16 protein-coding genes are annotated in these 22,745 nt (G+C 43.7%); 6 read left to right on the top strand and 10 right to left on the bottom strand.

What is annotated here, in order from left to right; genetic code table 11:
• Nucleotides 1-7: 7 nt before the first annotated feature.
• From PQ469_RS30640 to PQ469_RS30625, 4 genes are all read right to left on the bottom strand, one after another.
• Entirely contained in the window at nt 8-700 is a 693-nt protein-coding gene (locus PQ469_RS30640; protein WP_274211041.1) for an SIMPL domain-containing protein, read from the bottom strand.
• 255 nt (nt 701-955) lie between these two features.
• Complete coding sequence (locus PQ469_RS30635) at nt 956-2,047, bottom strand: phosphatidylinositol-specific phospholipase C1-like protein (protein ID WP_274211040.1); 1,092 nt, start codon at nt 2,045-2,047, stop codon at nt 956-958.
• An 84-nt stretch (nt 2,048-2,131) separates the two neighbouring features.
• The gene (locus PQ469_RS30630) at nt 2,132-3,760 is read right to left on the bottom strand and encodes a RagB/SusD family nutrient uptake outer membrane protein (protein WP_274211039.1); all 1,629 of its coding nucleotides are present in this window, start codon (nt 3,758-3,760) and stop codon (nt 2,132-2,134) included.
• 22 nt (nt 3,761-3,782) lie between these two features.
• The gene (locus tag PQ469_RS30625) at nt 3,783-6,782 is read right to left on the bottom strand and encodes a SusC/RagA family TonB-linked outer membrane protein (protein WP_090639066.1); all 3,000 of its coding nucleotides are present in this window, start codon (nt 6,780-6,782) and stop codon (nt 3,783-3,785) included.
• A gap of 472 nt (nt 6,783-7,254) precedes the next feature.
• On the opposite strand from PQ469_RS30625, the gene PQ469_RS30620 reads away from it, so the two are divergent.
• Together PQ469_RS30620 and PQ469_RS30615 are read left to right on the top strand one after the other, a co-directional pair.
• Complete coding sequence (locus PQ469_RS30620; RefSeq protein ID WP_274211038.1) at nt 7,255-8,742, top strand: sensor histidine kinase; 1,488 nt, start codon at nt 7,255-7,257, stop codon at nt 8,740-8,742.
• Nucleotides 8,743-8,933: 191 nt separating this feature from the next.
• Entirely contained in the window at nt 8,934-9,620 is a 687-nt protein-coding gene (locus PQ469_RS30615; RefSeq protein ID WP_274211037.1) for a LytR/AlgR family response regulator transcription factor, read from the top strand.
• A 25-nt stretch (nt 9,621-9,645) separates the two neighbouring features.
• Here PQ469_RS30615 and PQ469_RS30610 read toward each other — a convergent pair whose 3' ends face one another.
• From PQ469_RS30610 to PQ469_RS30585, 6 genes are all read right to left on the bottom strand, one after another.
• Nucleotides 9,646-10,854, bottom strand: coding sequence for an acyltransferase family protein (locus tag PQ469_RS30610; RefSeq protein WP_274211036.1), 1,209 nt, complete (start codon nt 10,852-10,854; stop codon nt 9,646-9,648).
• A 129-nt stretch (nt 10,855-10,983) separates the two neighbouring features.
• Entirely contained in the window at nt 10,984-11,154 is a 171-nt protein-coding gene (locus PQ469_RS30605) for a DUF1059 domain-containing protein (protein WP_274211035.1), read from the bottom strand.
• Between the two features lie 102 nt (nt 11,155-11,256).
• Nucleotides 11,257-11,886 carry a Crp/Fnr family transcriptional regulator gene (locus tag PQ469_RS30600; RefSeq protein ID WP_274211034.1) on the bottom strand — a complete coding sequence of 210 codons (630 nt, stop codon included), beginning with the start codon at nt 11,884-11,886 and terminating at the stop codon, nt 11,257-11,259.
• A gap of 67 nt (nt 11,887-11,953) precedes the next feature.
• Entirely contained in the window at nt 11,954-12,922 is a 969-nt protein-coding gene (locus PQ469_RS30595) for a zinc-binding alcohol dehydrogenase family protein (RefSeq protein WP_274211033.1), read from the bottom strand.
• Between the two features lie 145 nt (nt 12,923-13,067).
• Complete coding sequence (locus PQ469_RS30590) at nt 13,068-13,649, bottom strand: Crp/Fnr family transcriptional regulator (RefSeq protein ID WP_274211032.1); 582 nt, start codon at nt 13,647-13,649, stop codon at nt 13,068-13,070.
• Nucleotides 13,650-13,843: 194 nt separating this feature from the next.
• Entirely contained in the window at nt 13,844-14,233 is a 390-nt protein-coding gene (locus tag PQ469_RS30585) for a hypothetical protein (protein ID WP_274211031.1), read from the bottom strand.
• Nucleotides 14,234-14,489: 256 nt separating this feature from the next.
• On the opposite strand from PQ469_RS30585, the gene PQ469_RS30580 reads away from it, so the two are divergent.
• Genes PQ469_RS30580 through PQ469_RS30565 form a run of 4 tightly spaced genes read left to right on the top strand, consistent with a single transcriptional unit; the run spans nt 14,490 to nt 22,735 of the window.
• Entirely contained in the window at nt 14,490-15,677 is a 1,188-nt protein-coding gene (locus PQ469_RS30580) for a DUF2062 domain-containing protein (RefSeq protein WP_274211030.1), read from the top strand.
• A gap of 12 nt (nt 15,678-15,689) precedes the next feature.
• Nucleotides 15,690-19,547 carry a 1-acyl-sn-glycerol-3-phosphate acyltransferase gene (locus PQ469_RS30575; protein WP_274211029.1) on the top strand — a complete coding sequence of 1,286 codons (3,858 nt, stop codon included), beginning with the start codon at nt 15,690-15,692 and terminating at the stop codon, nt 19,545-19,547.
• A 4-nt stretch (nt 19,548-19,551) separates the two neighbouring features.
• Nucleotides 19,552-21,060 (top strand): phytoene desaturase family protein, encoded by a 1,509-nt coding sequence (locus PQ469_RS30570; protein ID WP_274211028.1) that lies wholly within the window; start codon nt 19,552-19,554, stop codon nt 21,058-21,060.
• Entirely contained in the window at nt 21,053-22,735 is a 1,683-nt protein-coding gene (locus PQ469_RS30565; RefSeq protein ID WP_274211027.1) for a C45 family autoproteolytic acyltransferase/hydrolase, read from the top strand. The genes PQ469_RS30570 and PQ469_RS30565 overlap by 8 nt, the downstream gene beginning before the upstream one ends.
• Nucleotides 22,736-22,745: the final 10 nt, after the last annotated feature.

Here is a 22,745-nt window from a genome sequence, read left to right as displayed (position 1 = left end):
CTCAGTCTCACTTTATCTCGAAAACAGCCTGCACCTGGAAGCTTACTTTTATCTTTTTATAGTTGATGTCAGACTCTGCCGGTGCCGCTTTGTTAAACATGATGGTGTTGGAGTACTGCGGGACTGATAAACCGAAATAGCTGACTGCAGGGTCGGCTTCATTAATGGTGATGGGGCGGCCTAATTTTTCGCCCAGGGCATCAAGCATATAAGTTGCTTTATCGCGGGCAGCAAGAAGGGCCTTAATCTTAAGCTCCCGCTTTAGTTCGATTATTTTAGAGTATTCGGAGCTTTGTACCTCGGTAGCAGAAATGCCTTTGGGGTTTATAGCGGCCAATATCTTGTTGTATTTATCAAGGTTGTGCACCAGGATATGATATTGCTTGCCGGCCATAAAATCGGGAGCTCTTTTCTTTTGATAATAATTGTTCCAGGCCGAAACATCATCGATAGTGAAATCCTCTTTAGGGATACCGGCATCTTTAACCGCTTTTTCAAGCTGAGCCTCCAACTCATAAATAGGCACACGTTTTTTGCCATCCATAAATTCCTGTAGTGCGATAGACACGGTGATATTATCGGGTGTAACTTCGGCTTCAGCTGTACCGGTAACAACAATAGTGCGGCGCGAATCGGTTGATTGTGCAAATACGGGAGCAACAAGCGCGAACAGGATGACAAGGGTAAGTAGTTTTTTCATGTTGTGTAAAGTTTGATGGTTAGTTTTAATTACTACGATAACGTAAGGTAGGAACATTTTGTGCAGAGACGGAGAAATATTTTGCTTTCGATGATAAAGCAGCGGAAGACTTAAAAAAATTTTAAACAGTGTAGCCATCAACAATTTGTTGAAAAAAAACAGCATTAATTAAACTTCTCAAATCTGGAATTATTAAACCAGGAAAGCCCCGGACTATCACATCCAGGGCTTCCGTTATTAGTTATAATATGCTTGTTACTTTGCACCAACGGCCGCCGTCGCCTTAAACAATGGGTCAACTTTAAAGTAGGTGCCATCAGCAAAACTGATCACGTAATCTGATTTAAAATGAGTGCTTTTTTTGTAGTAGTCGGTACTGATAATTTGAGCTCCCGATTTTTGCGCGGCGGCAAATGAGCTTTTGTCATTATTGCGGGCTTCTTCGGTGTCCGAATCAGCACGGGTACGGATGATATATCCTTTTTTTACCAGTGCTTTTATTGCAACAAGGTCTTTTTTTGCGTTGTTCATGATATGGATGGCAGCTTCGGGCGTGCCGGGCATAGCATCGGCAAACAACACCCTGCCTTTTAACGATGGGTGGCCGGCTATATAAGCGGCCCTTTTTTTGCCTTTTTCATCAAGGATAAATATAAACTTCCCTTTAGCTGCTTTTAGCGTTGGCCAGTTGTTATGTAATACTGCTGTTTCAAGGGTTTTATATTTGCCCCGTACATCGTCGGGGGTTATTACGTATTGTTTGCCCAGGTTATCCAAAATCTCTTTATCCAAAGCGTTAAATGTGGCCGAAGTAAATTTTTCGGGGATGGTAAAGCCCGGCTTCTTCATCGGCTCGTCCTTGGCATTCATAGTAATAAAAACAGGGTTATGGCCTGGATGCGCGTCGCTCCATTTTTTTAGCTCCTGCAGGCAAAGTTTAAAGGTTTGACAATTGCTGCGGTAGTCGATATCCTGTATATGAAAAACCTTAAAGCCGGGCGCTTTCATTACGCCATCGGTATCAAAAGCGGGTTGGCCGGGTGCCCAGTCCAATCCTTTTGGGTGGGCATATTTACCGCCTTTGGCATCAGCGTAAACATCTATTTCCAGGGCGCCCAAACCTAAATTAAGCTGATCTGACAGATCGACGTGTTCGTAATCAATTTTGCTCATGCCCACAGAATCGCGCTGCTGCAAAAATTTAAACAATTTGGGGTCGATGGCCCGCTTATAGCTATTGTGCGATCCGATTACCTGGATCTTGTTGATGGTAATATCATCGGTATCGTTTTTTAAAACCGTGAGTGGGAATAAAAGGCTGATGAGTAAGCCGCTAATGAGTTTCATGGTATTATATTATTTAGCTATCAAATTAAAACGAAATAAGCGCAAGAGACGTGTCCTTTGCGCTTATTATCTGTCAAAAAAATATTAATAACCAGGGTTTTGCACCAGGTTAGGATTTGTTTTTAATTCGGTTGATGGAATTGGATATAACCTACGGGTAGGATCGGTATTCATTTTCAAATCGTCTGTTTTACCACCGGCAACGGGCAGCGGATACTCTTTTTCAAACAACCCATAACGGATCAAATCGTTACGGCGCCATGCTTCCCATGACAGTTCACGTGCACGCTCATCCAGCAAGCCATCCAAATCAATGGATGAGGCCAGTTGCGCGTGAGCGCGGGTACGAAGTTTGTTTACCAATATAAGCGGGATTTGCACTTCGCCGTTTATGGCTGTTGGTGTTGCCCCGCGCAATATAGCTTCTGCTTTCATCAGGTACACATCGGCCAAACGGAATACCGGTACATCATTACTGTTTAACCGGGTTGCCTGGATGATGTTAACATCCGGATAGTATTTTAGTGAACGCACGCCTTCTGATTGTGAAGTAAGCACATCGTTGCCCAAATCCATTGGCTTTAACCCGGTTAAGGTTAACGTAGGAATAATGTTTATTTGTGTGTTTGGCGGAACACCTGCGGCTCCCACAGGATAGTAAACCGGCTGATTAGTAAAGCCGCCATTCCCATCTGGATAATATTGCGGTCCAGCCAGCCATGTTTTGGTACGGTCGTCGCCCGGAATATTAAAACGGTTGTAAAACTCGGGCGTAGTACTCATAGCAATACTTAAACCCACGTTAAAGCCGTATGCATTAGCCAGGTAGTAAAAGAAACCGAAACGGGTAAACTGGTTGCCCGGTATTTGCTGATCGTAAGGTACTGCAAAAATGGTTTCATTAATTGCCGGGCCATTGGTTGGCAAAAATATGTCCCTGTATCTGGCATCCAGGAAGTAGTTGGCGTTGGCCTGTACGCTATCGCACATGGTAACGGTTTCCTGGTAACGGGTGGTACCGGTATACACGCCGGAGTTGAGGTACATTTTTGCAAGCAAGGCAAACACCATACCTTTTGTTGGGCGGCCATACTGCGATACGTTTGTTGCTGCATTGGCGCTTTTAGCGGGCAATAAAGGTAAAACGGCTTTAAGCTCGCTTTCAATAAACGCGTATACCTTGGCACGCGGCTGGTTGGCGGGTTGTACAGTTACCGGAAAATCGGTAATGATAGGTACGTTGCCGTACAAATCCATCATGAAATAAAGGTACAGGGCGCGCATTGCTTTAACTTCGGCAATAGAGGCTGCCTTTTTTGTGGCCGATGATGATGAAGCGTTAATTACGCTGATGATACGGTTACAGGTGTTGATACCCCCAAAACCCCATTGCCAAACACCTATTACGTTAGGGTGGTCAAACGTCCAGGTGTGGTAGTGTAATTGCCTGTACTGGCCGCCGTCGTCAAAGTTGCCATCACGGGCGGGCAATATGGCCTCATCTGTAGACATGTCCTGCATGCGCCAGTAAGGCACCGCGTAGCTTGCCGATAGGTTTGAATAAATAGTGCCCAGCAATGCGGTATAATCGGCATCGGTAACCGGGAAATTTGTTTTTACGTATTGTGATTCAACAGGTACATCTAATTTTGTACATGAATATGTGCTCATGATCACGGCAATTGCGGCACATATTATAATTATCTTTTTCATCTTTTTATCTCCTTCTGATTTTTTAGAATTGTGCCGTTATGCCTAAGCTAAACGTGCGTGTTTTAGGATAGAAATCCTTATTATCGATACCCGGTGTCAGGCCGCCGATATTAATTTCGGGATCAACACCACGGTATTTGGTGATGATAAAAATGTTATTTCCGGATGCATAAAAACGAAGGCTTTTAAAGGCCTGGATATGTGGCTTGATGGTGTAACCCAGTGTAGCGTTATCTAAACGCAGGTATGAACCACTTTCAAGGAAACGATCAGATACGAGGTAAGCATTGATATCTTTAAATGATTCGCCTAAGGTAAACGTTGGGATATTCTGCAGCTTTGAATCGGCAGGGTTGTTCAGCGAGGCGAGGGTTGCGTTCAGTACTTTGTTGCCGTATACACCGCGTACCAGGAAATTAAGGTCGAAGTTTTTATAGAAGAAACTGTTGCTCCAGCCGTAAATCAGTTTCGGTTGGGCATCGTATTTAATAAACTGATCGGAGGTAAGCGGTTGGGTAGCCGTTGTTGATCCGTCGGCCTTTTGATAGGTACTTACGCCGTTGGCATTTTTACCTAAGTAATGCCACAGGTCAAACGTGCCGATAGCATAGCCTGGCTGAATGATCTGGCTGTAGTTGCCTGATTGACCTTTACCACCCAACTGTGCTGTTTGAATAAAGTTAAGGCCAAACTGGCTGTTTGACAGGCTTTGTACAACGTTTTTATTATGCGAAACATTGAATGAAGTACGCCAGGTAAAATCGCGTGTTTTTACAGGTACCGCGTTGATAACAACCTCGATACCGCTGTTTTTAATTTTACCTACGTTAGCAGTATAAAATGGATAAAAATACAATGTTGTTGACACCGGGTAAGTGTATATCAGATCGGACGTTTTCTTGATATAGTAATCTACCGAGCCGGTTAAACGGTTATTAAACAAACCAAAATCCAAACCAACGTTGGTGGTTGCGGTACTCTCCCATTTCAAATCGGGGTTATCGTTACGTACAGGGCCAATAGGGTTAACAATGTTGCCATTGCTTAAAAATTTACCGCCGCCCGGAGGAACGCCGTAAATTAACCTTGCGGTAAAGGCATCGAAGCCCAAACTGTTACCTGATACACCATAGCCTGCCCTTAATTTCAGGTCGCTGATAACCGGAATGGATTTCATAAACTCTTCGTTAGTGATCTTCCATCCTGCAGAAACAGCCGGGAAATAACCATGGCGCTGGTTAATACCAAATGCCGAAGAGCCGTCTTCCCTCAATGAAGCCTGTAATAGGTATTTGTCTGAAAACTCATACTGAGCACGTGCATAAAACGATACAAACCTTAATGTTGAAATATAGGCCGGGTTAAATACTATTTGCGAAAGCTGGGTAGGGTTTGAAAGGGCCAGGTAGTTGTAAGTTAAGGCATCGTTTGAGAAGTTTTGTGTTTGCACACCAAAACCGTCATTGTTACGATCCTGCTGATAAGAGTATCCACCCAATAATTTCAACGAGTGCTTTCCAAAAACACGGTCATAATTAAAATAAGCTTCAACAACATTGCTGGTATTAGTATAGGCACTGCGTACAGCAACGCCGTTTTGGTTAACATAGATACCCGACTGGCTTGTAGAGTATGTGTTTACGTTGTTCTGCTCTTTTTGGGTTGACCCAGATATAGTAAACTTTAAACCTTTTAATATGTCGACAGAAGCAAAACCATTGATGAGCGTTTTGTTATTTTCTGTTTTGGTGAAGTTGTTGTTAATTAAACTTAACGGGTTTAATGGGCCGCTACCTGTACGGGAGTAGTTTTCTTTATAGGTACCATCAGGGTTAAAGGGGCTAACCGTTGGCAGGTAGAATAAAATACCCGATAACACCTGGCTTTGAAATATATCGTTGTTTTTGGTAACGCTGTTGGTAAGGGTGATACCCAATTTTAAACGATCATTGAAAAACCGCTGGTTGATATAGCCTTTGTAAATGGTACGCTCAAGGCTGGTATTTCTTAGTATACCATTATTTTTCATATAGTTTACACTTGCACCATACTCCGAATTGGTACCGGCGCCGCCGTATGAAAGGTTATGGTTTTGAGAATAACCGGTTCTTTCGGCAAGCTTTTGCCAATTGGTATTGGAGCCGTCATCATCAGTTGGTTGGGCCAATGCTTTTACACCGTTGTCGGCCAGGTATTGGCGCAGCTGATCGCCGGTAAGTACGTCGATGTTTTTTGATACCTTCTCAACAGCACCATAAGCGCTGTAAGTTAGCCTTGTTTGCCCGGCTTTGGCCTTGCGGGTAGTAACTATAATTACACCGTTTGCAGCACGCGAACCGTAAATAGCTGTAGACGATGCATCTTTTAACACATCAATGCTTTCAATGTCAGCTGGCGCAAGCAGGTCGATAGAAGCGCCTGGAACACCGTCAATCACATAAAACGGCTGTTGTGCAGCACCCTCGCGCAGGGTTGATGGTCCCCTTAAAATAGTTGCAGGCTGTTTGTTAGGGTCGCCGCTTTTGGTAATGTTTAAGCCGGCTACCTTACCTTGTAAAAGTTCGGCGGGAGTGGTTAAAACACCTGCGTTAAAGTCTTCGGCCTTTACCGAGGTAATGGCTCCGGTTACATCCTTACGGCTTGCTGTACCATAACCAATAACCACAACATCCTTAAGCTGTTTGGTATCGGTTACCAAAGTAATATTTACAACGGTTTTGCCGCCTACGGTTACTTCTTTAGGTACCGAACCTAAAAATGTAAATTTCAAAACATCAGCAGCACCGCTAACCGTAACCTGGTAAACACCGTTACTGTTGGTTGTGGTAGCTTTGCCTGTGCTTTTAACCGTTACCACAACACCCGGCAGAGGGGAATTGGTTTCGTCGGTAACGGTACCGCGTATGGTGGTGCTTTGTTGCGCCTGTACACTTGCCGAGGCTATCAGCATAAAAAGCAGCAGCATGGCTGCTTGCCTTGCGTGGTAAAATAGCCTTAAAATGAATCTGTAGTTTTTTTTCATAGTTCTTGATTTAATTTATACCCTTTTTGATGTAAGATGATTGCCGACCCAAAGAATATTGGCCGACGATATTTTTGTGCAAAAAAACGCTAATGTTGTTAGCATGAGATAAAATAGATGTTAACTTATCGGCAAATGGGAGCCGGGCAGATAATTGGTTGTACAAACAAAATAAATCAATTTAGCGCTGATTTTTATATAAATCCAAAAAAATACAAGCATTTTGCAAATACCAGATATTAACTAATGATTAACAGTGCTTTAAGAGATTTTTAACAAGTGTAAATGTTACACTAAATTGAGCCGGGGAAGGCGGTGGGGAGAGTAATATAACGGGGCGGTAACTTCAAAGCCGGTCAGGCAACGTCGTTCGTCACATTTTTTGGATGGTTCATCACATTTTAATAATTCGGCAAAAATAGCTTTTGTACCATTGTACCGGAAAACACATACACCTTAAATCACAAACGCAATGTTTAAGCAAATAACCTTTAAGTTTAAAAACGACGTAACCCGGATTGAGTTTTGGGTAGTAACAGGCTGCATTATAGCGGCGTTGATACTTTCGATATTTGATATTGTACGCAATAATCAGATAGCAGCCAATAACATGATCCAGGCGGGCCAGCAAGCGGTTACCCCCGCACTATTGAGCGCAACGCTGATGCCCATTCTGTTTAGTTATCTGGTAACATTTATCATCTATCTTTTGCTTTGCTTTTACCTGACACCTGCTTTTGAAGGTGATGGCGGTACGGCATTAAACGGCTCGCTGCTAATATTTATTTTCATCGCACTCAGTTATTTAGTGGGCATTATCAGCATCTATTTCGCGGCATTGCTGGCGCTAAAAATTCTGTTCATTTACTTTAACCGTAACCGCCAAAACGGCGAAAGCGCTCTGTATTATGAAGCTTCTTTGCTTACTGCATCGTGGATACTAATTACCATTGGGTTGCTTTATGTATCCACCCCGGTTATGCTGCATTTTTATATTTTGTATGATGTAGCCGCAGCAATGGTTTTATACCTATACGCCGTACATGTGCTATTGCCAAACGAGAAATTAAAAAACAAGAATATCATTTATTATTTCTTCCGGATGTTCCTGCTTGCGGCACTATCGTCTCTTGCGGTGTATCTCATCTGCTTATCCTTTAAAGGCGGAAGCGGATTAAGCAGGCCTGCCGCCATATTTGTGCTGGTTATTGATATTGGCGACGCAGAAAACATCGCATGGTTGGTTTTTCTCAACTTTTTAACGCAATTGTTTATTGTAATGCCGCTGGCCCGCACTACCTACAAAAGGCGCAACGCTAAAAAAGACGAAGAAATTAAAACCCTTAAAACCGAGTTGGGCCAATCGGATGCTAACCTTAACTTTTTAAAATCGCAAATTAACCCGCACTTTTTATTCAACGCGCTAAATACGCTGTATGGCACCGCCCTGCAGGAAAATGCCGAGCGCACCGGCGAGGGCATTCAAAAACTGGGCGATATGATGCGTTTTATGCTGGAAGAAAACGTGCGCGACAGGATCCTGCTATCGCGGGATATTGATTATCTTAAAAATTATATCCTGTTGCAAAAGCTGCGTACATCCGCTTCATCATCTATCATTATTGAAACCCAGATTGAAGATTACCAGGGCGCGCTCATGATAACACCGATGCTGCTGATCCCTTTTGTAGAGAATGCCTTTAAACATGGCATAAGCCTGCAAAACCCATCGCATATAAAGGTTACCCTGCAAACCGATGGCAACACGCTTTACTTTGACGTGCACAACAGCATCCACATTCGCCATGATAACGACCCCGAAAAAGGGCAAAGCGGCATTGGGCTTGATAACGTAAAACAAAGGTTGGCATTACTTTACCCCAACCGGCACGATTTGGTTATCCGCGAAAACGCCAAAGAGTTTTTTATACACCTAACGGTGCAGCTGGATATTATATAGAATTTACTAATTAATCTTACTTTAATCCTTTTATCAAACAGAAAATCAATATGTTAGCTTTAGGCTTTGTGCATTCTGCTTTTAGCTTCCATATAATGATTTAATCCTTTTATCAAACAGAAAATCAATATGTTAGCTTTGTGCTTTGTGCATTCTGCTTTTAGCTTCCATATAATAATTAATTTTAAAGGATGATAGCCATTGCCATTGATGATGAACCCATAGCGCTCGACGTAGTAAAATCGCATGCAGCCAAAGTGCCGTTTATTGAGTTGGCAGAAACGTTTACCAACGCATTTGACGCGCTGACCTACCTGCAAAAAAATAAAACAGATTTAATATTCCTTGATATTAAAATGCCCGACATCAGCGGAATTGATTTTTTAAGCAGCATTGCCAACCCGCCGATGGTTATTTTCACAACAGCGTACTCTGAACATGCCGTAAAAAGCTTTGAACTGGATGCCATTGATTACCTGCTAAAACCTTTTTCGCTGCCGCGCTTTTTAAAGGCCTGCAATAAAGCCCATGAGCTGTATGTGTTACGCAACAAGCCCGGCAGCACCGACGAGGTGACGTCTGTATTTATAAAAGACGGTTATGAGCAAATTAAAGTTAAGCTGAATGAAATCCTGTTTATAGAGGCTGCCGGCAACTATACCAAAATATACCTGCAGGGCGATAGCACATTAAGCACCCGGATAACCATTACCGATATGTTGCTGATGCTCCCGGCCAAAAAGTTTATCCGCACGCATCGGGCTTTTATAGTTGCCCGCGATAAAATCAGCCGGTTTGACAGGGCCCAAATTAATATCAATGAGCACAGCATTCCCATTGGGGCTACTTACGCACAGTGCATGCAGGAGTTTTATTAACACGGGCACCTACCGAAATCCTGCCTTAAATTTTAATGAATATTTTTTTACGATACATCCAAAACAGGATAAGCCATTGTATTGCCAGCACAAGCGCGCCTTTAATGAGTGTACTGTAAGCATCGCCAAAAATCATATCATAGTTACGGCCCAGGTGGATGTATAAACTCTCGCGGATAAAGGAGCCAAAACCATCGGCCAGCACGTAGGCTGCTATGGAGTTTGTGCCTATCATTACCAGCAACAGCGGCCATTTTTTATGCCCCGCCGCATCAATAACACCGTAAAAAAAGGATAGCAATAAAAAGCAGCATCCGCCGCTAAACAATACCCAGCCGGGTGTCCAGATGCGCTTTACAATGGGCGCGATACCTGTAAAATGTAATAAGGTCGCAATGGCTATAAAACCAATCCCGGTTAACACAAAGCGGCGCACCAAAACAAACGGAGCGGTTCCTTTACGCAGTTGGTTGCCGGCCAGCAAGCCAATAATCATGGTGCCAAGGGTTGGTATAAAGCTTAGGGTGGCATAGCCCCCATTATTGTGAGTAAAGACGGACTCGCGAGGGAACAGGTTTAAAAACCAGCGATCAAAGGCCCAGGCTAGGTTGGTGTTTTTGTTCCAGTGGGCGGCAAAGCCTGTAAAATTATGTTCCCAGTTTGGGGGTACACCTGCCGCCGCGTAATCAAAACCACCGCCCGGCAAAGGGTATGCTGCAAAAGCCGCCCAATACCCTACAAGAATTACAACGAGCGCAATAATTTGTATCCGCTGCCTGCAAAATCCCAGTAAAAAAAGGAAGGTGTATCCCAGGCCTATCTGGGTCAGGGTATCTTCGAAAGTAAAATACGTTTGTTTAGACCACATGGAACGCAAAAAAATGCCCAGGGCAATAAGTATAACCGAGCGCAGCAAAGCATGCTTTAACAATTCGGAGAACTTATCGCCTTTAGCCATGCGGCCGGCTATTGAAAAAGGCAAAGCAAGGCCAACCAAAAATGAAAACGACGGCTGGATCATATCATGCAGCGAACAACCGGCCCAGGCAACGTGATCCTGGTTAAAGGCCAGAACACTCCAAAACGTACTTCCGGGCAGCTTGCTATAAACTTCCTTAAATGATAGCGCCTCGCCCATCATCAGCAACATCACAAAGCCACGGTAGGCATCAACCGAAATTAGCCGGCTGCCGCCGATTTTCGCAGTTTCTGTTGCCGCAGGAGAGTTTTTCATTTGCCCAGGGGTTTTATTTACATGCAATATCGATAATTGCTTGATTTTTAAGCGCCCGGCGCAAAAAAAATAATACCCCGAACGGGTTGTCTGCCCTAACAGGGTATGTATCAACAATAGTGTACCCTGTTAAGCCTCTTTGATGAGTGTTTTTATCTGCTCGGCCATTTCGGGTGTAACCTCGGTACCGTGAACAGTGCGGGCATGCTCGGCAGCAATGGTTAATACTTCTTCTTCCGTGTTTGCGGTTACAACAGCATCGCAGGTAAAGCCGGCATCGGCACAGTGTAGCGTTTTCATAATTTTGATTGTTTTAAAGAGTGATTATTTATTATAAACCAAAACTACAAGCGCCCGGCCCCTCAAAACGGTATCAAAAGATACACAGGCAAAAATTTATTTTTAAAGCATATCTATTCGGCCACGGTACAGTTTTATTTTTTGCTGCCGTTCAAACTCCTTTAATATCCGCGATATTACCACCCTGGTTGTACCCAGTTCATCAGCCAGTTGCCGGTGCGAAAAATGAACCGAATTGCTGCCTTCATTTCGCGCCCGGTTTTTTAAGTATTCCATCACCCGCACATCAATATGCTCAAACACGGTCACCTCAAAATTGCTGATCAATTCATCATACCGCTTCCTGAAAATATTCATCACGTACCTGTTCCATGACGGATATTTAAGCTGCCACTGATCTATCAAACCGGCCGGGAATATGAGCACCTCCGTTGGTTCGGTAACTACTCCGTGCGATGTGCTTTTGTTATTAAAATAGGCTGCGGCAAGCGACATGGTACAGGTTTCTTCGGCCTTCACATAATAAAGTAGAAATTCCCTATCCTCCTTTTGCTGAAATACCCTGATTGCGCCTTTAATAACAATAGGCAAAAACTTTACATACTGCCCGTCGCGCACAATAACATCGCCCTTATTAAAGCTTACCACTTTGGCATGCTCCATCAACTCCGCCTTAAATTCAGGCTCGTAAAAAAATGGGATTTTGGCAAGGAAATCGCTGGTGTTACTCATAAAAGTTTTAGGTTAAAACATGCCATCTAATTTACAATTATCGGCCTGTTTTACAGCCACATCACTTTTAAATTTCTACCACTATTTTTCCTTTAGCCTGGTTACTTTCCATATAGGTATGCGCTTCGGCAACCTGGTTAAGGTTAAACACCTTATCAATGTTGAGCTTAATTGTTCCGTCGGCCACGGCATCAATAAATTGCTGCAAATGGTCTTTATGCAGGTTGGCGGCATCGCCCATGTAAACCGTGAGGTGGCCCAATGACGGAATATCGCCCATGGGAGTAAATTCGTTCATCGTCCAGCTGCCGCCCAATATGCCGGTCATGCAAACTATACCCTTGGGCCTGATGCATTTAAGCGAGTCTTTAAGGCTTGCGACACCCACCAGTTCCAACACTTTATCAACACCCTGCGGGATTATTTGCCGAAGTTTTGAATTAACATCGCCATCGTCGATGATCATATAATCGGCGCCATTTTTTTTAAGGTGGACAACTTTAGCTTCATCCCTGGTAGTTGAAACCACCGTCAGTCCCATGCTTTTCGCCAGCTGGCAGGCCAGCATGCCAATTGAGGACGTGCCTCCCCGAATAAGCAGTGTTTCGCCTGTTTTTATTTCCAATGCTTCATTCAACGAACCCGATACGGTCTGGAACATTTCGGGGATTGCTCCAAGCACTGCCCAGGGCATATCGCTTTCAAACGGAAAAACGATGGTTTGGGGAACAAGGGTGTATTCGGCATATCCTCCATCAAATTCGCGGCCCATGCCGCCCATGATGGCTGCTACTTTCTGGCCTTTCTGGTATGTACCCGATGGATCATGCTCCACCTCGCCCACACATTCAATACCCTGTACGCGCGGGAACATAACACCCGGCGAGTGGCCCTGCCGTGTAAACAACTCCGACCGGTTTAAGCCGAAAGCTTTTATTTTAATTAATACCCAGCCTTCTTTTGCCGCCGGTATAGGTAAGTCCTGTATCTGGATAACTCCGGGCATGCCGGGTTGTGGGGTTACTGCTGCTTTCATGTTGCTGTTAGTTTTTAGGGGCGTTTAAATGCCAATACTTGTCCTGGTAACTTCGTTGCTTTTGTTGCACAAAGGTGGCGGTATACACGGTTAATTACCTATAAGGTAGCTTAAGAAACACCCTTAATGTAGTTTAAGCATGCCGTTATTTTTTGGCGATATCTTTACGCACCTTGCTCAAAAACTCGGGGGTAATGCCCAGGTACGATGCTATCTGCGTGCCTGGCAGGCGCTGGTATAAATGGGGGTATTGTTTAATGAACGACAGGTAGCGCTCTTCGGCTGTTGAGCTGATGGTTTGCAGGATGCGGTTTTCCTGCTCAACAAAACGATTCTCCATAATTACCCTGAAATTTCTGTCGAATTTGGGGTTGTTGGTGAACAGGTAAAACAGGTTGGCCTTGTTTAACTGGTAAATAACAGCCGGCTCAATGGCCTCAATATAAACGCGGCTTGGTTTTTCAAAATAAAAACTATCAATCTCCATTAGCCAATCGCCTTCAGCAGCAAACTGCAGGTTATGCTCAGTCCCTTTTTTATCAACCTGGAATTTTTTAAAACAGCCTTCGGCAACAAAGGTGTAATGTCTGCAAATGTCGTTTTCCTGCAGAATGAATTGGCGACGTTTAATTTTCCGTTCGGTTACCCGTTGGGCAAGGTCGGCCTTTTCTTCCGCATTAAGGGGCAGGTATTTATCGAAACAGGAAAGAAGTTTGTTGATAGACACTATATTGTATTACGAGGCACTAATATACAGAATGATATTAACAAGAAGCCATTCCGGGTGGTGAAGCGTATCATGATGTTTCCCCAGAATATCGAATATTTTCGGGCAAACACATGTGATGCGTGTCTACAAAAAACGGGGCTTCTGTTCCCCGGAATGCCCCGGGCTGCCTCCTTAAATCCCAGCCGATAAAATTACTTTGGGTACTCTTCTTCGGTAGTTAACACCACCCGGGTAGGCATATCTGATGATGTTGGGAAAAAACAGGCCGTTTCAACAACGTCCTTATCGCCCGGGTTTAATACCAAATCGGCTTCGCCTTTTGATTTGGCTACTACATGCCCCATGGCATTATAATAGGTAGCACATACATAAACATTTCTAAATACTTGTTTACCAGTTGTTTTTATAGTGGCGTGCACATAATACAGGCCCTCGGTAACATCATATTTATCACTGGTTTCTACAATTTCAACTCCGTTTAACCCGCCGGTTGTTTCAATATCTACAGGTGGGTTCCCGCTTTCGTTTTGGCAACCGCTTAACAGGGCGCTCAATGATATCATGGTTAAAAGAATTTTCATTTTGCTTATTATTAAGTATTCATAATATATGACACAAGCGTCGTGCCGAAAAAAATATAATTATATAATGCCGATTTTAGCTGTACATCATATATGTTTCTGAATATTAATCAGCGCGTATGTAGCGGGCTTATATGTTAATAAAAAGTTCCGGTTTCATTAATTTGAAAGTATTTAATTGGTTTGTCAGCATTAACACTAATTTTGTTATGTATAAAAATGTTGTGTTGAATTTATTATAGATCAGGGGCAATTAATGGAATTTGAGGGTATCAATAAACGGTTTGAAGAGTTGCGGGTATGTGTCATCATCCCTACGTATAATAACCACCTTACCCTGGCCAGTGTAATTACCGATGTGGCCGCCTACAGCAACCACATCGTCGTAGTTAACGATGGCTCTACAGATAATACCGAAGATATTGTAAAATCATTCCCGCAGGTTCAGCTCATCAGCTATCCACAAAATGTGGGTAAAGGCTGGGCATTACGCCAGGCATTTGCTTACGCGATGGAAAAGGGTTACCAATATGCCCTAACCATCGACTCGGACGGGCAGCACTTTGCCAAAGATATCCCCACCTTTTTAAATAAACTGGAAGATGTACGCGATGCCATTATCATAGGCTCCCGCAATATGGACCAGGCGGCCGTGCCGGGTAAAAGCAGCTTCGGCCACAAGTTCTCCAACTTTTGGTTTTGGGTAGAAACCGGCATTCATTGCCCCGATACGCAATCGGGTTTCAGGCTGTACCCCTTATATCTGCTGGAAGGCATGAAGTTTTACACCGTTAAATACGAGTTTGAGATAGAAGTGATTGTTCGGGCCGTTTGGCGGGGCGTTCATATGGATTCGGTACCGGTTACGGTTTACTATGCCCCTAAAGAAACCCGGGTATCACACTTCCGTCCCTTTACCGATTTTTCGCGGGTGGGCGTGTTGAATGCCTTTTTGGTAGTCATAGCCTTTGCCTGGATTAAGCCGCGCAACTTCTTCCGCGATTTATTTAAAAAAAAAGGCCGTAAAAAAATATTAGCCACCCTGTACAATCCCAACGATTCGGACGAAACCAAAGCCCTCTCTATCGGCTTTGGCATTTTTATGGGGATAGTGCCCATCTGGGGCTTTCAACTTGCAGTGGCCATATTCCTTTCTATTATATTTAAACTAAACAAGGCGCTGGTAGTGTTCTCGGCACATATCAGTATCCCGCCCATGATCCCGGTCGTCCTGTTTTTAAGCTATAAAGCGGGCGAGTATTGGATGGGCGACAAGGTTGCCAATATCGCCTTCAGTTCGGATATCTCTTTTAAATCTATCAGCGCGCATTTAGAGCAGTATATTTATGGCAGTTTAACGCTTGCCGTAGTAGCTTCGCTTACAGTGGGGCTGGTAACTTATGCCCTGTTAAAACTGCTAAAAAAATCACCTGCTGCATTATAGTCGCCCATTTAAATGGAAAAAGGCCTGATCCTGATATATCATTACTTTGCCAAACACAAGCTTGTTTTTTATACAGTATTTGCTGCCTGCTTTTTGGTGATGGGATATTTTGCGTCGCGGGTAAGGTTTGAAGAAGATATCAGTAAGGTTATCCCAAAAGATAAAAAGATTGCCAAGCTCAACGAGGTTTTTCAAAACTCCAAGTTCCTGGATAAGCTGGTGATCATGGTATCGCTTAAAGATAGCACTGCCACAGCCAACCCCGATAGCCTGGTTGCTTACGCCGATGAATTTGCCGCCGCAGTGGGGCCAAAATTTAAAGATTATATAGGCAAGGCCAATTTTAAGGTAGATGATGATGTGGTGATGAAATTGTTTGGTACCATCAGCCAGCGTTTACCTGTTTATTTAACGGAAAAGGACTATAAAACCATTGATACACTCATCACCCCGGCAAAAATTAAGCAAACACTGGCTTATGATTACCGCACGCTTACATCACCGGCGGGCATAGCGCTCAAAAGCATTATTAGTAACGACCCGGTAGGCATCTCCTTTATCGGCCTTAAAAAACTGCAGCAGCTACAGTACGATAAGAATTTTGAACTGTACGATAATTACGTGGTAACCAAGGATCATAAAAATCTGTTGATGTTTATCACCCCGGCTTACCCGCCAAATAATACAGCCAAAAACTCGGTACTGATAAAGGGCTTAGATAAACTAATTGACAGCCTGGGCAACAGGCCAAAACGCATCGCGACTGCAACCTACTTTGGATCGGCGGCGGTGTATTATGGTAACGCACAGCAGCTAAGGCGGGACACCGCGCTTACGCAAGGCGCTACCGTTGTTGTACTCATTTTGTTTTTAGGCTTGTACTTTCGCAAAAAAAGGGCGCCCATCATTATCCTCATCCCGGTACTATTTGGCTCGCTATTCTCCCTCACCGCTATTTACTTTTTAAAGGGAAGTATCTCTGTTATTGCATTGGGCACGGGTTCGGTGGTGCTGGGTATCGCCATCAATTATTCGCTACATGTGTTTAACCACTACCGCCATACCAAAAGTGTGGAGCAGGTAATTAAAGACCTGGTGATGCCGCTTACCGTTGGCAGTTTTACCACCATCGGCGGTTTCCTGTGCCTGGAGTTTGTAGAGTCGGAAATGTTGAAGGACCTGGGTTTATTCGCAGCCTTTAGTTTAATAGGCGCATCCATTTGTTCGCTGGTATTTTTGCCGCAATTTATATCCACAAAAAAAGAGCAGGAAAACCACACTTTTACTCAGCTATCGTGGATTGATAAGCTGGCCTCGTTTAATCCCGAGTATAACAAGTACATTGTTATCGGCATCATCCTGCTTACAGGCGTGTTTTTTTACAAAGCCAACGATGTAACCTTTGAGTTTGATGTAGCCAAAATGAACTACATGCCGCCCGCGTTGCAGCAATCGCAAAACAAGCTCAATAAAATTAACCAGTACGCGCTGCAATCGGTTTACCTGGTATCTGAAGGAAAAACATTGGATAGGGCGCTTATCAATAACGAAAAGCTGGCCGGGCAGATTGAAAAACTGAAGGCGCAGGGCATCGTCAAAAAATCGTCAGATGTATCCTCCTTCATCATTTCCGATTCGCTACAGAAAGAACGCGTTAACCGCTGGAATACTTACTGGACAACTGAAAAGAAACAACAACTCTTTGCTACCCTCGAAAGCGAAGGCAAGCTAAAAGGGTTTAGCGTATCGGCGTTTGAAAAGTTTAAAGCCTTGTTGAACAAAAATTTTTCGCATACTAACGATGAGGATGTAGCCGAGATCAGGAAAAGCTTCCTGGATAATTTCATCAATGAATATCCAAGCCACTCCACAGTAGTAACACTAATACAAACATCGCCCGATAAAAAAGCAGCCATATACAAAGCTTTTGAAAACGACCCGAATGTTACCGTTATTGATAAACAATACCTTACCAATAAACTGGTAGAGATCATCAATGCCGATTTTACCAAAATAGCGGTCATGTCGTCACTATTGGTATTTGTGGTGTTGCTGCTTACCTATGGCCGCATGGAGCTGGCGCTGGTTTCCTTTATCCCCATGGCTATCTCCTGGATCTGGATTTTGGGCTTGATGGGCATCTTCGGTATCGGATTTAATATCGTGAACATTATTATTTCGGCACTGATATTCGGTTTGGGCGATGACTATAGCCTGTACATTATGGATGGCTTGCTCCAGGAGTATAAAACCGGTAAAAAGGTATTATCATCCTACAAATCGTCTATCTTTTTATCGGCTATAACCACTATAACCGGGCTTGGGGTTTTGATTTTTGCCAGGCACCCGGCATTACGGTCAATAGCGGCCATATCTATTATCGGGATTGTTTGCGTGGTGATCATGTCGCAGATATTGATTCCCTTCCTGTTCAATATCCTCATTAAAAACCGTGCCGCTAAGAAACGTTTTCCCTGGACTATCAGCGGGTTCGTGATCAGTATTTTTGCATTCACCTATTTTGTTACCGGCTGTTTAATCTTATCAGCATTGGGCTTTATATTCCGGCTGAATCCATTTAGCAAAGAAAAAGGCAAATTAGTTTATCATGCTATACTGGCGAGGTTTTCCTGGTCGATGATTTACATTATGGGGAATGTAAAAAAGGAGATCATCAATAAGCAACTTGCCGATTTTAAAAACCCAGCGGTTATTATCGCCAACCACCAGTCGTTTTTAGATATTTTGATTTTGGTGATGCTGAACCCAAGGCTCATTTTATTTACCAATAACTGGGTATGGAACTCGCCGGTATTTGGCGCCGTGGTGCGTATGGCCGATTACTTCCCGGTAGCGCAAGGTACCGAAGAAAGTATTGATGTATTGGCCGACAGGGTTAAAAAAGGCTATTCCATCGTAATATTTCCCGAAGGCACCCGGTCGGTAGATGGCGAGATCAAGCGATTCCACAAAGGGGCTTTTTACCTGGCCGAAGCTTTAAAAATGGACATTCAGCCCATCCTTATCCACGGCACCGGCTACTGCATGACCAAAGGCGATTTCCTGTTGAAAAACGGCAAGATCACCCTGAAATACCTGCCCCGCATAAAACCCGCCGACACTAATTTTGGCACCGGATACGCCGAACGGACCAAAGCCATCAGTAAATATTTTAAGGCTGAGTTTAAGCAACTCGGCGCAGAGATACAACAGCCACGATACTATCGAGAGCAATTGATTTACAACTACCTGTACAAAGGGCCGGTACTGGAATGGTACATGCGGATAAAAATACGTTTAGAGAAAAACTACCAGCAGTTTCATGACCTGTTGCCGGCTAAAGGGAAAATGCTTGATATTGGGTGTGGTTATGGTTTTATGCCTTATATGCTGCACTTTGCCGCCCCGCAGCGCGAGTTTACCGGAATTGATTATGACGAGGATAAAATAGAAGCAGCCAACAACAACTTTAGTAAGGATACACAGATTAAATTTGAGCATGCCGACGTACTAAGCTTTGAATTTGAAAAATACGATGCCATTATTATAGCCGACATGTTGCATTACATGCAGCCTGACGAGCAAAAGCTGATCATTGAACGATGCATACACAGTTTAAATGAAGGGGGCAAACTGATCATCCGCGATGGCAATAAAGATTTGAAGGAAAAGCACCGTGGCACGGAGCTTACGGAGTTTTTCTCGACCAGGTTCATCAAATTTAATAAAGCCAGCCGGGGCTTGTCGTTTTTATCGGCGCAACTGGTAGAGGATATTGCAGCGGCTAACAGCATGAGTTGCAAAATAATAGATGAGACAAAGTTCACATCAAATATTATTTTTGTAATTGAATATAAAAACAGGGATTAGATAAATGGAGATTTTTGATGCCGTAATTATCGGCAGCGGTATGGGGGGATTAGTGAGCGCCGATTTATTAGGCAGAGAAGGATTTAAAGTTTGCGTCATCGAAAAAAACCAGCAGATAGGAGGTTCGTTGCAAACTTATGTGCGCGATAAAGTGATCTTCGACTCTGGCGTGCACTACCTTGGCGGGTTGGATGAGGGGCAAAACCTGTACCAGATATTCAAATACATCGACATTATAGATAAGCTTAAACTTCAAAAGCAGGATGTTGTTTTTGATAAGATAGGCATCCACGGCGAAAACATTGAGTATGAATACGCCCAGGGCTACGATAATTTCATCGCCCATATATTGAAACATTTCCCCGGCGAAGAGGCTGCGCTAAACGCCTACTGCGATAAGATCAAAGAAGTTTGCAGCAAATTTTCGTTGTACAACCTGAAAAGCGGTGATGATTTTAACGAGAAATCTGCCGTGCTTGAAATAGATACCAAAGGTTTTATTGAATCGATAACCGACAACCCACGTTTACAGGCGGTACTTGCAGGCAATAACGCCCTTTACGCCGGCCAGGCCGATAAAACCCCGTTTTACGTACACGCGCTCATCCTGAACAGCTACATTGAAAGCTCTTATAAATGCATAGATGGCGGTTCGCAGATTGCCAAGTACATAGCCAAAAATATCCGTGCGCGCGGTGGCGTCATTAAACGCAATTGCGAGGTGAAACGCATTATAGTAGAAGATGGCAGGATATCGCACGTGGAGATAGCCGGTGGTGGTAAAATTTACGGCAAGCAGTTTATAAGTAACATACACCCGGTGCAAACGCTGGAGATGACCGATAGTGATATCATCAAGCTGGCTTACCGTAACCGGCTGAAAGGGCTTGAAAACTCCGTATCGTCGTTTACCTTAAATGTGGTTTTTAAAAAGGATAGCTTCCCATATTTTAACACCAACTATTACGTGGGCAAAGAAGGCCACGTTTGGGATATTGCGGAGTATACCGAGGAGAACTGGCCCCTGGGTTTTGCTTACTTCATGGCACCATCATCTAAATCACCAGAATATGCCGATGGCGCATCTATCCTTACTTATATGCGCTTTGAGGAGATGAAGCCATGGGAGGATACATTTAACACGGTATCAAACGTTAATGAACGGGGTGAAACATATGAGGAGTTTAAGATCCGCAAAAGCGAGAAACTGCTGGATATGGTGGAAGAGAAATTCCCCGGTTTCAGGAGCCATGTTAAATCTTACTACTCGGCAACGCCGCTTAGCTACCGCGATTATATTGGTAATGGCGATGGTTCGCTTTACGGCATTGTAAAAGATTATAAGCACACCTTAAAAACATTTATATCGCCGCGCACCAAAATACCAAACCTGTACTTTACCGGGCAAAACCTTAACCTGCATGGTATTTTAGGCACGGCTATGAGCGCTATTGTTACCTGCACCACATTACTTGGCGACGATGCCATTATAGGAAAAATACGGAATGCGTAAAAAATTTAGCTGGAAAAAGTTTGGGAAAAGGACGTTATATGCATTCCTTGGCTTTGTGGGGCTTATTATTATCGGCATGGTGTACCTGTACATTGTTGCCATTGATTACCCGCCCGAGCCTAAAGACCAAAGCAGCCTTAACCTCAAACGGGAGCAGCCATCAAAAGGGTTTTATACCATTAATAACAGCTGGTTCCGCAAAAGTAAAAGCGGCCTGTTCGAGATGTATGTGGAAGGAAAACCCTTTGAGCGCGGCGTTATTAACGGCAAACTGAGCCAGGAATTAGTTGTAGCTCAAGAAGATCATTTTGTGGAGCAGATAAGCCGCATTGTACCATCCAACTTTTACCGTCACTTTTTGAAATACTTTATAGCCTGGTTTAACCGCAACCTGGATAAAAATGTTACCGAAGAATATAAAGAAGAGATTTATGGTATCTCAAAATCCGCGTCGGATAAATACCAACACATCGGCTCTAATTATCAGCGCATTTTAAACTATCACGCAGCCCATGATATTGGCCACGCCTTGCAAAGTATGGCTTTGGTGGGCTGCACCTCTTTTGGTACCTGGGGTGTAAAAAGCGAGGACAGCACCATGATCATCGGTCGTAATTTTGATTTTTACGTGGGCGATAAATTTGCGCAGGATAAAATAGTGGCCTTCTTCGCTCCATCCGATGGTTATAAATTCATGACGGTTACCTGGGGTGGTTTTATTGGTGCGGTAAGCGGTATGAATGAGAAAGGCGTAAGCGTTACCATTAATGCCGATAAAACCAATATCCCAACCAGCGCGGCAACCCCGGTATCGTTGGTAGCCCGCGAAATTTTGCAATATGCCAAAAATACGCAGGAGGCTTATGCCATTGCCAAAAAACGCAAAATGTTTGTATCCGAGGCTTTCCTGGTAGCATCGGCTGCCGATAACAAAGCCGTAGTGATTGAGAAAACACCAGATACGCTGGATATATACGACCCGCACCAGGATTACATTGTATGCGCCAACCACTTTCAAAGCAAAGGCCTAAGTCAATCTAAAGAAAATAAAGTTCAGATGGCCGAGAGCGCCTCGCCGTACCGTTATAACCGTTTGATGGAATTGTTAAATACCAATGGCAAAAATACTGTACAAAAAACCATAGCCATCCTGCGCGATCAGAAAGGCTTGCACGGCGAAAATATCGGCATGGGCAACGAGAAGGCCATTAACCAGCTGATGAGCCACCACAGCATTGTATTTGAGCCTAAAAAGCTATTGGTGTGGGTAAGTACCTCGCCATGGCAGCTTGGCGAGTATGTGTGCTACGACCTAAAAAAAGTATTCGGCCTGCGGGGCATGAAGCAGGACCAGGAAATAAACGAGCAAAACCTTACTGTACCCGCGGACACCTTCCTGTCTACCTCTCAATACAAAGATTTTGTGAATTTCCGCAGAATGCGCCAGCGCGTGCTTGATGGCGAATCCATCAATACTGACAGCCTTGTTGCCACCAATCCACAATACTATTTTGCTTACGTAATAGCCGGCGATTATACTTTTAAACTGAAGAATTATAAAAAAGCTCTGGGGTATTATCAAACCGCGCTAAGCAAAGTAATAGCTACAAAAAAGGAAGAGGAGCATATTAGGATACAGATTAAGAAGTGTAACGAGAAACTAAAAAACAGCTAACAGAATAATC

This window comes from Mucilaginibacter sp. KACC 22773, assembly GCF_028736215.1.
Taxonomy (GTDB): domain Bacteria; phylum Bacteroidota; class Bacteroidia; order Sphingobacteriales; family Sphingobacteriaceae; genus Mucilaginibacter.
This window is presented reverse-complemented; position numbering and strand designations above follow the sequence as displayed.

Excerpts from the sequence above, each read along its gene's own strand:
- PQ469_RS30570 (WP_274211028.1), top strand. The coding sequence starts at position 19,552 with ATGGAGATTTTTGATGCCGTAATTATCGGCAGCGGTATGGGGGGATTA.
- PQ469_RS30610 (WP_274211036.1), bottom strand. The coding sequence starts at position 10,854 with ATGAAAAACTCTCCTGCGGCAACAGAAACTGCGAAAATCGGCGGCAGC.
- PQ469_RS30620 (WP_274211038.1), top strand. The coding sequence starts at position 7,255 with ATGTTTAAGCAAATAACCTTTAAGTTTAAAAACGACGTAACCCGGATT.
- PQ469_RS30635 (WP_274211040.1), bottom strand. The coding sequence starts at position 2,047 with ATGAAACTCATTAGCGGCTTACTCATCAGCCTTTTATTCCCACTCACG.
- PQ469_RS30585 (WP_274211031.1), bottom strand. The coding sequence starts at position 14,233 with ATGAAAATTCTTTTAACCATGATATCATTGAGCGCCCTGTTAAGCGGT.
- PQ469_RS30615 (WP_274211037.1), top strand. The coding sequence starts at position 8,934 with ATGATAGCCATTGCCATTGATGATGAACCCATAGCGCTCGACGTAGTA.
- PQ469_RS30575 (WP_274211029.1), top strand. The coding sequence starts at position 15,690 with ATGGAAAAAGGCCTGATCCTGATATATCATTACTTTGCCAAACACAAG.
- PQ469_RS30580 (WP_274211030.1), top strand. The coding sequence starts at position 14,490 with ATGGAATTTGAGGGTATCAATAAACGGTTTGAAGAGTTGCGGGTATGT.
- PQ469_RS30595 (WP_274211033.1), bottom strand. The coding sequence starts at position 12,922 with ATGAAAGCAGCAGTAACCCCACAACCCGGCATGCCCGGAGTTATCCAG.
- PQ469_RS30600 (WP_274211034.1), bottom strand. The coding sequence starts at position 11,886 with ATGAGTAACACCAGCGATTTCCTTGCCAAAATCCCATTTTTTTACGAG.
- PQ469_RS30625 (WP_090639066.1), bottom strand. The coding sequence starts at position 6,782 with ATGAAAAAAAACTACAGATTCATTTTAAGGCTATTTTACCACGCAAGG.
- PQ469_RS30565 (WP_274211027.1), top strand. The coding sequence starts at position 21,053 with ATGCGTAAAAAATTTAGCTGGAAAAAGTTTGGGAAAAGGACGTTATAT.
- PQ469_RS30640 (WP_274211041.1), bottom strand. The coding sequence starts at position 700 with ATGAAAAAACTACTTACCCTTGTCATCCTGTTCGCGCTTGTTGCTCCC.
- PQ469_RS30605 (WP_274211035.1), bottom strand. The coding sequence starts at position 11,154 with ATGAAAACGCTACACTGTGCCGATGCCGGCTTTACCTGCGATGCTGTT.
- PQ469_RS30630 (WP_274211039.1), bottom strand. The coding sequence starts at position 3,760 with ATGAAAAAGATAATTATAATATGTGCCGCAATTGCCGTGATCATGAGC.